The 13,713-nt window shown below is 58.0% G+C and carries 15 protein-coding genes; 5 read left to right on the forward strand and 10 right to left on the reverse strand.

Translation table 11 applies throughout. The features are described from left to right. Positions 1–168: 168 nt before the first annotated feature. On the forward strand, positions 169–447 hold the full coding sequence (gene rpsT / locus NL116_RS27290; protein WP_007942340.1) for a 30S ribosomal protein S20: 279 nt from the start codon (positions 169–171) through the stop codon (positions 445–447). Positions 448–632: 185 nt separating this feature from the next. On the opposite strand, the gene NL116_RS27295 is transcribed toward rpsT, so the two are convergent. The 5 genes from NL116_RS27295 to rplU all read right to left on the reverse strand — a co-directional run bounded on the left by NL116_RS27295 (position 633) and on the right by rplU (position 4,408). Then, positions 633–1,097, reverse strand: coding sequence for a CreA family protein (locus tag NL116_RS27295; protein ID WP_494374830.1), 465 nt, complete (start codon positions 1,095–1,097; stop codon positions 633–635). Positions 1,098–1,109: 12 nt separating this feature from the next. Next, positions 1,110–2,228, reverse strand: coding sequence for a glutamate 5-kinase (proB, locus tag NL116_RS27300; protein ID WP_027924199.1), 1,119 nt, complete (start codon positions 2,226–2,228; stop codon positions 1,110–1,112). A 137-nt stretch (positions 2,229–2,365) separates the two neighbouring features. After that, positions 2,366–3,589 carry an Obg family GTPase CgtA gene (gene cgtA / locus NL116_RS27305; RefSeq protein WP_494374831.1) on the reverse strand — a complete coding sequence of 408 codons (1,224 nt, stop codon included), beginning with the start codon at positions 3,587–3,589 and terminating at the stop codon, positions 2,366–2,368. A 194-nt stretch (positions 3,590–3,783) separates the two neighbouring features. Then, positions 3,784–4,059, reverse strand: coding sequence for a 50S ribosomal protein L27 (gene rpmA / locus NL116_RS27310; RefSeq protein ID WP_007943982.1), 276 nt, complete (start codon positions 4,057–4,059; stop codon positions 3,784–3,786). A 34-nt stretch (positions 4,060–4,093) separates the two neighbouring features. Beyond that, positions 4,094–4,408 carry a 50S ribosomal protein L21 gene (gene rplU / locus NL116_RS27315; RefSeq protein ID WP_003176051.1) on the reverse strand — a complete coding sequence of 105 codons (315 nt, stop codon included), beginning with the start codon at positions 4,406–4,408 and terminating at the stop codon, positions 4,094–4,096. Between the two features lie 240 nt (positions 4,409–4,648). On the opposite strand from rplU, the gene NL116_RS27320 reads away from it, so the two are divergent. The 3 genes from NL116_RS27320 to NL116_RS27330 all read left to right on the forward strand — a co-directional run bounded on the left by NL116_RS27320 (position 4,649) and on the right by NL116_RS27330 (position 6,529). Then, the gene (locus tag NL116_RS27320; RefSeq protein WP_494374832.1) at positions 4,649–5,617 is read left to right on the forward strand and encodes a polyprenyl synthetase family protein; all 969 of its coding nucleotides are present in this window, start codon (positions 4,649–4,651) and stop codon (positions 5,615–5,617) included. A gap of 108 nt (positions 5,618–5,725) precedes the next feature. After that, on the forward strand, positions 5,726–6,067 hold the full coding sequence (locus tag NL116_RS27325; protein ID WP_046028563.1) for a zinc ribbon domain-containing protein YjdM: 342 nt from the start codon (positions 5,726–5,728) through the stop codon (positions 6,065–6,067). Positions 6,068–6,271: 204 nt separating this feature from the next. Continuing rightward, the gene (locus NL116_RS27330; protein WP_494374833.1) at positions 6,272–6,529 is read left to right on the forward strand and encodes a PA4570 family protein; all 258 of its coding nucleotides are present in this window, start codon (positions 6,272–6,274) and stop codon (positions 6,527–6,529) included. Between the two features lie 150 nt (positions 6,530–6,679). On the opposite strand, the gene bamJ is transcribed toward NL116_RS27330, so the two are convergent. The 3 genes from bamJ to NL116_RS27345 form a co-directional block, all read right to left on the reverse strand. Then, on the reverse strand, positions 6,680–7,297 hold the full coding sequence (gene bamJ / locus NL116_RS27335) for a BamJ family beta-barrel-assembly machinery protein (RefSeq protein ID WP_008028844.1): 618 nt from the start codon (positions 7,295–7,297) through the stop codon (positions 6,680–6,682). A gap of 121 nt (positions 7,298–7,418) precedes the next feature. Next, positions 7,419–7,730 carry a DUF6482 family protein gene (locus NL116_RS27340; RefSeq protein ID WP_494374834.1) on the reverse strand — a complete coding sequence of 104 codons (312 nt, stop codon included), beginning with the start codon at positions 7,728–7,730 and terminating at the stop codon, positions 7,419–7,421. Between the two features lie 123 nt (positions 7,731–7,853). Next, positions 7,854–8,342 carry a TIGR00645 family protein gene (locus tag NL116_RS27345; protein WP_027924206.1) on the reverse strand — a complete coding sequence of 163 codons (489 nt, stop codon included), beginning with the start codon at positions 8,340–8,342 and terminating at the stop codon, positions 7,854–7,856. Between the two features lie 170 nt (positions 8,343–8,512). Here NL116_RS27345 and NL116_RS27350 point away from each other — a divergent pair, with 170 nt between their 5' ends. Then, positions 8,513–10,342, forward strand: a complete 1,830-nt coding sequence (locus NL116_RS27350) for a hypothetical protein (protein WP_494374835.1) — start codon at positions 8,513–8,515, stop codon at positions 10,340–10,342. A gap of 4 nt (positions 10,343–10,346) precedes the next feature. Here the strand turns inward: NL116_RS27350 and NL116_RS27355 are convergent, their stop codons facing one another. Both NL116_RS27355 and NL116_RS27360 read right to left on the reverse strand, forming a co-directional pair. After that, positions 10,347–10,676, reverse strand: a complete 330-nt coding sequence (locus tag NL116_RS27355) for a PA4575 family protein (protein ID WP_027924208.1) — start codon at positions 10,674–10,676, stop codon at positions 10,347–10,349. 337 nt (positions 10,677–11,013) lie between these two features. Beyond that, complete coding sequence (locus NL116_RS27360; RefSeq protein ID WP_494374836.1) at positions 11,014–13,452, reverse strand: Lon protease family protein; 2,439 nt, start codon at positions 13,450–13,452, stop codon at positions 11,014–11,016. Positions 13,453–13,713 lie beyond the last annotated feature (261 nt).

Here is a 13,713-nt window from a genome sequence, read left to right on the forward strand (position 1 = left end):
AAAGCTCGCGAGTTTACAGGTCAAGCGCCGGAAATAAATATCCCGCCTCTTTATACCTACCACTTAGCGGAACGTCTCAACCGCCCTTGACAAGACATCAACTCATCGGCATGATTCGCGGCCTATTTTGTTTGCTATTTCCTAAAAAGTCTTTCGAGGAGCTCGACGGTGGCCAACACACCTTCCGCCAAAAAACGTGCAAAACAGGCTGAGAAGCGTCGCAGCCACAACGCCAGCCTGCGTTCCATGGTTCGTACCTACATCAAGAATGTAGTTAAAGCCATCGACGCAAAAGACGCTGCTAAAGCTCAAGCTGCTTACGTTCTGGCCGTGCCAGTTATCGACCGCATGGCCGATAAAGGCATCATCCACAAGAACAAGGCTGCTCGTCATAAGAGCCGCCTGAACGGTCACGTCAAGGCTCTGAACCTTGCTGTTGCCGCTTAAGCGATAAGCTTGTTGAAAAACCGACCTCAGGGTCGGTTTTTTATTGCCTGCGATTTAACAGACAACACACAAAAAAATGCAGGAGTGAGCCTGCTCGCGATAGCGGTGCAACATTCAACACCGATGTCGACTGTTGCACCGCTATCGCGAGCAGGCTCACTCCCACAATTTGGATCTTTGTCAGATTACTGAGCGTGCGCCCACGGCAGGATCGGGATCGCCGTCACCGCATTCTGCGGACTGCCTTCGATCAAGCGATCGCTGTAGACCAGGTAAACCAGCGTATTGCGCTTCTTGTCGAGGAAGCGCACCACCTGCATGGTCTTGAACACCAGCGATGTGCGCTCCTTGAACACCTCGTCACCATCCTTCAGCTCACCCTTGAAACTGATGGGCCCAACCTGACGGCAAGCAATAGAGGCCTCGGCGCGATCTTCCGCCAACCCCAAACCACCCTTCACGCCACCGGTCTTGGCTCGCGACAGGTAGCACGTCACGCCGTCGACCTTAGGATCATCAAACGCCTCGACGACGATCCGGTCGTTCGGCCCGACGAATTTGAACACCGTCGACACTTGGCCAATTTCCTCAGCCGAAGCCAGCAGCGGCAGCGCCAGCAGCAGACCCAACAATCCTTTTGCCATACGCATTCAGGTATTCCTTCAGACCAGAATCAGGTTATCGCGGTGAACCAGTTCCGGCTCAGCCATGTAACCCAACAGACCGACAATCGCCTCAGACGACTGTCCGATGATTTTTTGTGCTTCCAGCGCACTGTAGTTGGCCAGGCCACGGGCGATCTCGCGACCATCCGGCGCCACGCACACCACCATTTCACCGCGACGGAAACTGCCCTGCACCAGCTTGACACCCACAGGCAGCAAACTTTTATGGTCCTGGGCCAGCGCTTTCACCGCACCGCCATCCAGGACCAGCGTGCCACGGGTTTGCAGATGCCCGGCCAGCCATTGCTTGCGCGCCGCCAGCATCCCGCGCTCAGGCGACAGCAAGGTGCCGATGCGCTCACCTGCCTTCAGGCGATCCAGCACGCGCTCTATGCGTCCACCAACGATAATGGTGTGCGCACCGGAACGGGCTGCCAGGCGCGCCGCACGCAATTTGGTCTGCATACCGCCGCGCCCCAGCGCACCACCAGTACCGCCTGCCACCGCATCCAGCGCCGGATCATCAGCGCGCGCTTCGTAAATCAGGTTGGCGTCAGGGTTATTGCGCGGATCCGCGTCGAACATGCCATCGCGATCCGTGAGGATCACCAGCAAATCAGCTTCAACCAGGTTGGCCACCAGCGCCGCCAGCGTATCGTTGTCGCCGAAACGGATTTCGTCGGTCACCACGGTGTCGTTTTCGTTGATCACCGGGATCACTTTCAGCTCAACCAACGCACGCAAAGTGCTGCGGGCGTTCAGGTAGCGCTTGCGATCGGACAAGTCATCGTGCGTCAGGAGAATCTGCGCGGTGTGCCGGCCATGCTCGGCAAAGCTCGACTCCCAGGCCTGCACCAAACCCATCTGACCGATGGCGGCAGCGGCCTGCAACTCGTGCATGGCACTGGGTCGCACGGTCCAGCCCAAGCGGCTCATGCCCGCGGCCACAGCCCCGGAAGACACCAACACCAGTTCGACACCGGCCTCATGCAAAGCCACCATCTGCTCGACCCAGACACCCATTGCCGCGCGATCCAGGCCCTTGCCATCCGCCGTCAGCAAAGCGCTGCCGATCTTCACGACCCAACGCTGCGCACCTGTCACCTTGCTCCGCATCATCTTCAACCTTAGCTTGAGGACAGCGCGACCTGGCACTGCCCGTGACGTTAATCGTGGCTATTGCTGGCCAACGATCGATTACCAGATACTAAAACGCCGCTCGATTGAGCGGCGCTTAAGTTTACTGCAACGAATCAGTCACGCACGTAAATGATTTCCGGACCGTCTTCGTCATCCACATCTTCTTCATCCCAATCATCGTCGCCGATGTCGTGGACCGACTTAACGCCGCTACGGCGCAGTGCACGCTGATCATCCAGGGCCTGCAACTGAGCACGGGCTTCGTCTTCGATGCGCTGATCGAGTTCTGCCAGCTCTTCCTTGTAGGCCGGGTCGGCGGCCAGGCGATCAGCACGATCTTCCATGTAACGCATGATGTCGTGGCACAGACGCTCGGTGCCCAGCTTGGAGATCGCCGAGATCACGTAGACCGGACCAGTCCATTCCAGGCGATCGACGATTTCCTTGACGCGAGCATCGTGCTCTTCTTCAAGGATCTGGTCGCACTTGTTCAGCACCAACCAACGATCACGCTCGGCCAGGGACGGGCTGAACTTGGTCAACTCGCTGACGATGACTTCAGCGGCATCCGGAGCACTGGTGTCATCCAGTGGCGCCATGTCCACAAGGTGCAGCAGCAAACGGGTACGCGACAAGTGCTTGAGGAAGCGAATCCCCAGTCCAGCACCATCGGAAGCACCTTCGATCAGACCCGGAATGTCCGCGACCACGAAGCTCTTCCAGCGATCGACGCTGACCACACCCAGATTCGGCACCAAGGTGGTGAACGGGTAGTCGGCGACTTTCGGCTTGGCGGCCGATACCGAGCGAATGAAGGTACTTTTACCGGCGTTCGGCAAGCCCAGCAGGCCGACGTCAGCCAGCACTTTCATTTCCAGCTTGAGGTCACGCGCCTCACCCGGCTTACCCGGAGTGGTCTGACGCGGAGCGCGGTTGGTACTGGATTTGAAACGGGTATTGCCCAAACCGTGCCAGCCGCCGTGAGCCACCAGCAGCTTCTGGCCGGCCTTGGTCAGGTCGCCAATCACTTCTTGAGTGGCCGCGTCGATGACAGTGGTGCCGACCGGTACGCGCAGCACCAGCTCTTCACCTTTCTTGCCGGTGCAGTCGGTGCTGCCGCCGCTGGAACCGCGCTCGGCATCGAAGTGACGGGTGTAACGGTAGTCGACCAAGGTGTTGAGGTTTTCGTCGGCGATCATGTAGACCGAGCCGCCATCACCACCGTCACCGCCGTTCGGGCCGCCGTTTTCAATGAATTTCTCGCGACGGAAGCTCATGCAACCGTTGCCGCCGTCACCGGCTTTTACTCGAATCGATACTTCATCAACAAACTTCATAACAAAACGCCTCTCGCCATACGGACGAGCCGAAAAAATCTAGACATAAGACTCTTGCAAAAATGAGCGCAGCGACCTCAATCAACGACCGCAAAAACCTGCGCTGGAGCCCATCACAAACAGCTTTGCAAGAGACTCACCCCACAAACGAAAAAGCCCCGTCGCAAGACAGGGCTTTTCCAGCAACCACGTAATTATGCCGCGACGACGTCAGTCTTCGGGACAATGCTTACGTAACGGCGGTTGAAAGCGCCTTTTACTTCAAACTTGATCACGCCGTCGATTTTAGCGAATAGAGTGTGATCTTTACCCATGCCAACACCGTAACCGGCGTGGAATTGGGTGCCGCGCTGACGCACGATGATGTTGCCCGGAATGATAACCTGGCCGCCATACATCTTCACGCCAAGGCGTTTGGCTTCTGAGTCGCGACCGTTACGGGTACTACCACCAGCTTTTTTGTGTGCCATGAGTCAATTCTCCTAGTGAGGAATTAGGCTGAAATTAAGCCTGAATACCGGTGATTTTGATCTCGGTGTACCACTGGCGGTGGCCCATACGCTTCATGTGGTGCTTACGACGACGGAACTTGATGATGCGGACTTTATCGTGACGACCTTGGGAGATCACTTCAGCCACAACGGTAGCGCCAGCAACAACTGGAGCGCCGATGTTCACGTCATCGCCATTGGCGACCAACAGAACGCGATCAAAAGTAACGGATTCGCCGGTAGCGATTTCCAGTTTTTCGATCTTCAGGTATTCACCTGGGGCGACCTTGTATTGCTTGCCACCAGTAACAATTACTGCGTACGACATGGTATTTCTCCGATAATCCTGCTCACCCAGCTCTTTATAAGAAGAGGTATTGGCTGGCATGGCTGCATAGGGCTGGAAGGCCGGTTTGCAATTGCGTAAGGCAGGTGCTGCCCAGGAAGTTCAGGGTGCGCGATTGTACGCAAGCTGCCGGAGTGATGCAAGAGGCCGTCCATCGCGCCTTGACACTCGCCGACGTGGGTCCTAGCATGCCGCGCAACCCTTCTGGAGCAACTGTCGCTGATGCAACCCCAAGCTTTCTACCGCGCGGTGGCGGACGATTTTAGCGCCGTCGACGGCATCATCAAGAAGCAGCTGACTTCCCGAGTACCGCTGGTATCGAAAATCGGCGATTACATTACCTCGGCCGGCGGTAAACGCCTGCGTCCTTTATTAGTGTTGCTATGTGGCAAGGCGCTGGGCCGCGAAGGCGATGACCTGCGTCTGCTGGCCGCGACCATCGAGTTCCTGCACACCGCCACCCTGCTGCACGACGACGTGGTCGACATGTCCGGCATGCGTCGTGGCCGCTCGACCGCCAATGCCATGTGGGGCAACGCCCCGAGCGTACTGGTCGGCGACTTCCTGTATTCGCGCTCCTTCGAAATGATGGTCGAACTGGGCTCTATGCCAGTGATGAAGATCCTTTCGCAAGCGACCCGCATCATTGCCGAAGGCGAAGTGTTGCAGCTGTCGAAGGTCCGTGACGCCAGCACCACCGAAGAAACCTACATGGAAGTCATCCGCGGCAAGACTGCGATGCTTTTCGAGGCGTCGACCCACAGCGCTGCCGCGCTCTGCGAAGCGACAGCGGAACAGGCCGAAGCCCTGCGTACCTTTGGCGACCACCTGGGCGTGGCCTTCCAGCTGGTCGACGACCTGCTGGATTACAAAGGCGATGCTGAAACCCTGGGCAAGAACGTCGGCGACGACCTGGCCGAAGGCAAGCCGACCTTGCCACTGATCTTCACCATGCGCGAAGGCACGCCGGAACAGGCGGCACTGGTGCGCAAGGCTATCCAGAAAGGCGGTATCGAAGACCTGGAAAGCATCCGTGAAGCGGTAGAGGCTTCCGGTTCGCTGGAATACACCGCGAATCTGGCCCGTGATTACGTAGCTCGTGCAATTAAATGCCTCGATGCGTTGCCTGCCAGCGAGTACCGCGACGCATTGGTCGAACTGAGCGAATTCGCGGTCGCCCGCACGCACTGACCGACCTCAACCTGTGGGAGCCAGCCTCCCACAGGCTTGTTCCGCCCTCTCCCGCCTAAAACCCTATATAATGTGCGCTTTTAGCGATCCTGAATCCAAGGAGCTTTAGTGAGCACGTTGCCACCCTGCCCAAAATGCAACTCCGAATACACCTATGAAGACGGCGCTCAGCTGATCTGCCCCGAGTGCGCGCACGAATGGTCCGCCAGCGGCGAAGCCGACGTGGCGTCCGATGACACCGTGAAAAAGGATTCGGTCGGCAATGTCTTGCAGGACGGCGATACCATCACCGTGATCAAGGACCTCAAGGTCAAGGGCACGTCGCTGGTGGTCAAGGTCGGCACCAAGGTCAAGAACATCCGCCTGTGCGATGGCGACCACGACATCGACTGCAAGATCGACGGCATCGGCCCGATGAAGCTCAAGTCCGAGTTCGTCAGAAAAGTCTGAATCTGCTGTCTTCCATCCCGCGCCTTGCGTGGGATGGTGCTTCGCCCTCCCCGCCTCAACCTGTCTGCACGCGCAATAGCCAATCGCCAGCCGATATGACCTTACGCAACCCTTACCCGAAAAAAAGCTCAAACTGCCAATAGGCCCTTGCTATTTGATGAATAAGAATTATTCTCATTGAAACCCAATCAATGGAGATGAGGCATGACTTATTTGATCGATGCGTGGCTGGACCGCCCACACCCTTACCTCAGGATCCTGCATCGGGAAACCGGGGAAGTCTGTGCGGTGCTTGAAGAAGAAGCGTTGAGCGAGCTGCAGGATCAGGGAGATCTGGACGTCAATGGCCTGAGCTCCAGCGAGCCGATGGTGCTCAAGGAACTGGTGCGTAATCTGTTTCTGTTCTGTTATGCCCGGGCGTTGCGCCCGTCGAGCGAACTGCACCACAAGATCGAAATATGATGATTACATGCAAGATGTCGAAGCGAGCCCTGTGGGAGCGGGCTTGCTCGCGAAGAGGCCATAACATTCAACATCATCGCTGACTGTCAGACCGTATTCGCGAGCAAGCCCGCCCCCACATTTTACCGAGCTCGTTCCAACATCAGGGCATTACAGTACGTCGAGCAGTTCGACGTCGAACACCAGTACGCTGTGCGGCGGAATGCTGCCAACGCCTTGAGCGCCGTAAGCCAGCTCGCTCGGCACGTACAGACGCCATTTGCTGCCGGCATTCATCAGTTGCAAGGCTTCGGTCCAGCCAGCGATCACGCCGCCAACCGGGAATTCTGCCGGCTGACCGCGCTCGTAGGAGCTGTCGAACACAGTGCCGTCGATCAGGGTGCCGTGGTAGTGAGTACGCACTTGATCTTCACGGGTCGGCTTGGCGCCTTCACCGGCAGTCAGCACTTCGAATTGCAGGCCGGAAGCCAGGGTGGTGATGCCATCACGCTTGGCGTTTTCAGCCAGGAAAGCCAGGCCTTCGCCAGCAGCCGCTTCAGCTTTGGCAGCCGCTTCGGCTTGCATGATTTCGCGGATCACCTTGAAGCTCGCGGACATTTCTTCCTGGCCAACACGGCTTTCCTTACCGGCGAAGGCGTCGGTCAAACCCGCCAGGATCGCGTCCAGGCTAACGCCCGGTGGCGGATTGTCGCGCAGTTGGTCGCCCAGCTGACGGCCAATACCGTAGCTGACGCGGGTTTCGTCGGTGGACAGATTTACTTCGGACATGACACTGCTCCGCTGTGCGGACGGCCCGGGAACTTGCCGTGCGTGCACAGCGCGTCCCGGAGCGCCCGGAACCAAAAGGGCCAGCAGACTAGCACAGTTGACATCTTCCTGATGAGGGCTGTCAGTGATCCCAAGAAGAGCGGAAGGCAATCGGCACCTTCAGAGCTTCCCCAACGCTCCCGCCCAACCCACACATTTCATCATGAACCGAGGCGTGAACGAGATTAAAGGGCAAGGAAGGGAAATCATGAAGCACCTGACGTGCATGCTCGACCGAGCGCACATGGAACATATGGTCGTGGGCATCGCTCAAGGGATACGCGGCACCGTGCATGCGCGCTTCCAGCAAGTAAATCCCGCCTTCCATGGAAATCAGGTTCAGCTCATCGACTTTCCCTGCGATGGCATAAGCGCGAAGTTCAACAAGGTTCATGAGCGTACCTCAGACAATGGCGAGCCAAGACTTATTACAGGCATAGGCCCCTGCGCATCAAAGCACAAGCCAGCAATGACACCGCCCGTCCGGTTCGACCCAATCCCCTTACAGGAGTGAGAATCAGTGTTTGGTCAGCTTGTCCAGATAGCCCATGGCAAACGCCGACACGACGAACGTCATGTGAATGATCACGTACCACTTCAAATGCTCGGGATCGACGTTCTTGGCGTCCATGAAGATGCGAAGCAGGTGGATAGAGGAAATCGCCACGATGGAAGCAGCCACTTTCATCTTCAGGGACGATGAATCCATGGTGCCCAGCCAGTTGAGCTTTTCCTTGTGGTCATCGATGTCCAGTTCAGAGACGAAGTTCTCGTAACCGGAAATCATCACCATAACCAGCAAACCGCCCACCAGCGCCATGTCGATCAGCGACAGCAGCACCAGGATCAAGTCCGATTCCGCCATCGAGAACACGTTGGGAATAACGTGAAAAACCTCCTGGAAGAACTTCAGCGCCAGCGCGAGCAGCCCAAGCGACAACCCGAAGTAGATCGGCGCCAGTAGCCAGCGGGAGGCGTACATTGCATTTTCGATAAAGCGTTCCATTGAATCTCACACAGGGGTTGAAAATGGCCGCGAGTATACCAGCCACCTGTCGCTATCCAGAAGCTGCCAGAAACCATCGGAAAATCCGCCACCTGCGCGTGTGTCACAAATTTTTTCTGCTAGTGTCCAGACTATTGACCGCTCAGCGACATCGGACAGGAAGACTGGAAATGGATGTGCGATTGCCTTTAACGAGTGCCGGCATCTGTCTGGCGCTGACGATGAGCGCCTGCTCGCCTGGCGAGGACAAGCATCACGTCAGTCTCGAGGAAAAAACCGCGCAGTTCGAACAATCGCTGGATCAGATCCAGGACCCGAAACTCAAGGACGCCGTGTCCGAGCTCGGCGGCTCACTGCTGCTGCTCGAACGTGCGCAACTCAAGCTCGACAGCAAACCGGTGGACACCGAATACGGCGAAGACGCCCTCGCCGTGCTCAAGCACTACCCCTCGCCCCAGGCCCTGGTCGACACCTACATCAATGGCCTGTTTGTACTGCACAAGGATTCCAGTTCCGATTACCTGACCGACCTGCAACCGGTCTTCCCGTTCAACTTCAATATTCCGGCGGCGTTCCTTTTTCCCCATGGCCTGGAATGGCAATCGGTGACACTGAGCAACAAACGGGTCATCCCCTTCCAGCCCGAGTGGTCGGAAACCGATCCCGGCATTCAGCTCAGCCCGTCCAGTTCCAACCTGACCAACCCCGACGACCTGACGGTGACCTACCCTTTCATCGATGGCCTGGATGTCGACAAAAAGAACCAGCCGCAACCGGTGATCCTGCACGGCAAAGTAGAAGTGATCGCGCCACGCCGCCTCTACAGTTTCAATCTGAGCAAAAAGGACGTCGGCCAGACCCGCACCGACGACAACCTCAGCGTCACCCTGTTGAAGTTCGGGAAGAACTACGCCGAGCTTGAATACAACAACAGAGCACCCGTGGCCGCCGAAGTCGGTGACACCCCGTTGAACCCATTGATCGTCCAGGCCAAGGACAGCACCGGGCAATTTCTCTCTCGCTCCGGTTCGATCAATGAAACCCCGACGCAAATTGCCTTCTACCAAAAACAACTGGCGAAAATGCAGCAACAGAAAACCTGGAGCGAGGCGTTCGAAAAACAGCTCAATGACGAACAGCGCACGTTCGAGCAGCAGCAGGGCCAGCATTATTCCAAGGTGTACTTCAACGGGCCGATCGAAACCCTTGAAGTCAGCCTGCTGGATTTCTCGACCGCCACCGTCACCCGCAAGGACTTGAACTTGCCGGTGCGCCGCTTCGACCCGCACACCACGGCAAAAACCGTCCAGCCGCTGACCTTGCCGGTGGTGGTGTACGACGACCAGATACCGAACTGGCTCAAGGGCGCGACGCTGAGTGAGGAGCAGCTGAAAAAAAGTATCAACGTCAATCAGTCGGTGGAAGACCCGAGCGCTGCGCGCATCGAATTCGACCACCCAAGAAGCTTCAATGACGAGCTGCTCGGCACCTCATTCAGTCCTGGCGATAGCCCGGTCAGTTTCTTTACCGCTGACAGCAGCGGCAAACGCAATGAACCGATCGAACTGCCACCGCAGGCCTATCAGGTCGACCCTCTGCGCGGCACGATCACCTACGACCTGAACCTGTTTCCGCAAACGCCGGCGTTCGCCGTGGGCTCCATGCCGTTGTTCCTGGCCACGGTCGACAAGCAAACGCTCGACGCACAAAAACTGCCCAAGGGCCTGGAGCTCAAAGGCAATGCTTTAGTGGTGGATGCGAAACTGTTTCCTGCGCAGGACTGGCGATTTTTCGCCAGGGACGACAGCGGGAACTACCTGAAGGAGATTCTTGCGGTCACCCATGATGCCAGCGCCGAAGGCCCGGCGTTATTTGACGTGCACTACTTCTATGGCCAGCCCACACGTCTGGAAACTTATCAGCGAACCGACCTCACCACTGTGCAATATGGTTTCGAGGTCAAACTGGCCAAGGCTGACCTGAGCGAGTTGGATCAATAACCCTTCAGTGCTCGAAACCACCCAGATTGCGGCAACGGCCGCCGTTGATTTCCCGCAACTGGGCTTGCAGGTGCAGGCACCAGATTTGTGGATCATCGGCCAGTTCGTAGCCGTGCAGCGTCAAGCTTTCAACGATGGTGTCGAGGATGGATTCAGCCACGAAAGGGCCATGAAACGGGCCTTGAGCCTTGATGGCTGAAGGTTGCTCGCCGGCCATTCCGGCGGCGAAGAGCAAGGTCCACATGCCCGTATCTCCCGCCAGAGGGCGGATGGCACACTCGATACGGGTCACTAGGCCCAGGCATTGACGGGTGAGGCAGAGGTTGCGCGACATGGCGGCGACCCTCGGAAGATCCGGTATTCAGCCCCCGTGGGAAGGCTGTTTCGATCCTGTGATGACTGTCGATATCCTTGAACCAGAGAATAGAAGAAAAGTCTGGCCCGCACGTCAGGCGAGACCAGAAGGCGCCGAATGGTCATAGTGTGAATATTGACGTCAGAGTGATGGCGCTTTTCCGGATTCAACCCCGAACGAAATGTGGGAGCGGGCTTGCTCGCGAAAGCGGTGTGTCAGTCAACTTATCTGTTGAATGAAGAACCGTATTCGCGAGCAAGTCGGATCGCCGCACCGCCGCTCCCACAAGGGATTGCCGTAGCCCCATCTATTTACATCAAGCCGGCTTGGCCTCGACCAACGCTTCCTGCGAAGCTTCTTTCTCGGCTTCCTTGAGGTCCTCCTCGCTGATCATTTCCGCAATCACTCGCAGACGCTCCACCACCCGCGCATTGACGCTGCCTTCAGGGAACTCACCATTCTCATCCGGAGCACCGGCCGGCTCGCCGACCAACAGGCTCAGCGCCTCGTCCGCCTGACGCACCGCGTAAACATGAAACTGCCCTGCGCGCACGGCAGCCAGCACCTTCTCGTCAAGCATCAACGTCGCAACGTTCGCCTGCGGAATGATCGCACCTTGCTGGCCGGTCAGCCCGCGCGCTTCGCAGAGGCGGAAGAAGCCTTCGATCTTCTCGTTGACCCCGCCCACGGCCTGCACTTCACCGAACTGGTTGATCGAACCGGTGATCGCAAAGCACTGCTTGAGCGGAGTTTTCGACAAGGCCGAAATCAGCGTACAGGCCTCGCCCAGCGACGCACTGTCGCCATCGACATAGCCGTAGGACTGCTCCAGGGCAATGCTCGCGGAAATCGCCAATGGGAATTCCTGAGCGTAACGACTGCCCAGATACCCGGTGAGGATCATCACGCCTTTGGAGTGAATCGGCTGCCCGAGGTTGACCTCGCGCTCGATGTCGACAATGCCGCTGCCGCCCGGGTACACCGTGGCGGAAATCCGCGCCGGCACACCAAAGGCCGAGTCACCGACTTCCAGCACCGTCAGACCGTTACACTTGCCGACGGCGGCACCATCGGTGTCGATCAGGATGATCCCGGCCAGCATGTCATCGAGAATCCGCGCCGAGACGCGCCCGGTACGGGTGGCCTTGGCCTTGAGCGCACGTTCAATGTGCCCGGCGTCGGTCATCTCGTCGCCCGCCAGGTGGCGAATGAAATCCGCCTCGCTGACCAGTTGGAACAGGTCACCGATGCGCGCCGATAAACGCCCCTGGTGTTCAGCCAGCCGCGCGCTGTAAGTCGCCAGCCGTGCGACGGCATCTGCCGTCAGCGGCGCCATGCCTTCTTCGGAGGTGCGGGTTTTGAGCAACTGGGCGAACTGCTCCAGGCTCTCGTCGACCATCGGGATGTCTTCATCGAAATCCACCAGGACGCGGAACATCTCCTGAAAGTCCGGATCAAGGTCTTGCAACGTGTAATACAGCTGACGGGCACCAATGATGATGACTTTGACCGCCAGCGGAATGTGTTGCGGCGTCAGGGTCACCGTGGCCAGTCGGCCCAGCTCACCCAGCGGCGATTCCATTTTCAGCTTGCGCGATTGCAGGGCGCGCTTGAGCGCATCCCAGACGAACGGCTCGCTGAGCATTTTTTCAGCTTCAAGGATCAGAAAACCGCCGTTGGCCCGGTGCAAGGCGCCCGGTCGCAGTTGCCGATAGGTCGTGTACAGCGCGCCCTGATCGGTGCTGTATTCAATCCGGCCGAACAGGTTTTCGTAGGTCGGGTGCGGCTCGAACACCACTGGCGCACCGCCGCTGGCCGAATGCCCGACCATCAGGCTCGGCGCGTACTGCTCTTCCAGCAGCTTGCGGGCAATGGCGTCAGTCTTGCTGTCGTCGACCAATTGCTCGACCACCGTTTTCAGCAGGTAAACCTGCATCGCTTGCAGGTAACCGCACACGGCTGCGTTTTCGGCGTACTTCTCCGACAACGGCGACAGCAGCGGCTGCAAGGCCAGGGTGATGGTTTCTTCGTTGAGGTGGCGCAGTTGATTGCTCGACTCACGCTTCCATTGCGGCAGGCTGGCGAGCTCCTCATTCAGACGCTCTTCCAGGCCGGAAATATCCTCGTGGAATCGCTCGCGATCGGCTTCCGGCAACTGGGCGAACTCCGCCTCATCCAATGCCTTGCCTTCGCTCATTGGGGTAAACGCGATGTTGCTGGCATCGCGGTAGAGCGCGACTTCTTTTTCCAGGGCCAGGCGCTCGATGATGTCCAGGGCCTTGTCGTAACGCTGATTAAAAGCGCGATCGATGGCGCTTTTTTTCTGTTGGTAGGACGGGTGTTCAAACACTGCCGGAAAGGTCGCCAGCAGATTGTCGATCAAGCCGTTGATGTCGCCAATGAAGGCACCGGCGGTGCCCGACGGTAATTCCAGGGCGCGCGGCTCGCGCGGCTCATCGAAATTGTTGACGTAGACCCAGTCCGCCGGGGTCTGCAGGCGCTTGCCTTCGGCTTTCAGGTAGCGTTTGACGAACGAGAACCGGCCGGTACCAGGCTCACCCATGACAAACACGTTGTAACCGGGGCGTGGCATGGCCACACCGAACTGCAAGGCTTCGACCGCACGTTCCTGGCCAAGCACACCGCGAAAGGGCTCCAGATCATTAGTGGTAGAGAAGCTGAACTGTTCAGCGGAAAACGGACGGGTCAGCGCTTCGGGCGCTAGACGCAAGCTGGCAGCAACAGGATCAGGCATCGGGCTTCCTTACATCAGGCGGGGCAGATAGCGGCATTCTGGCGCTGCTCATACTTCACTTGCAAGGCGCGCCGCCTGTCAAAGCATAGACAAACTGCCATCTCCAAGCGGGCCGAGGCTAAATCACTGATTTGGGCGAATGTTTTGCAAAAAATCACGGAACCCCGTGATCGTGCCTAAACTCCAAACTGCGCGGCTGGACTAATAACCGGCCCAATTGGCGCCGGCACGGGCCAAAACCCCTTGTCCATCGGTATGCAC

This window comes from Pseudomonas sp. FBCC-B1667 (assembly GCF_059133255.1).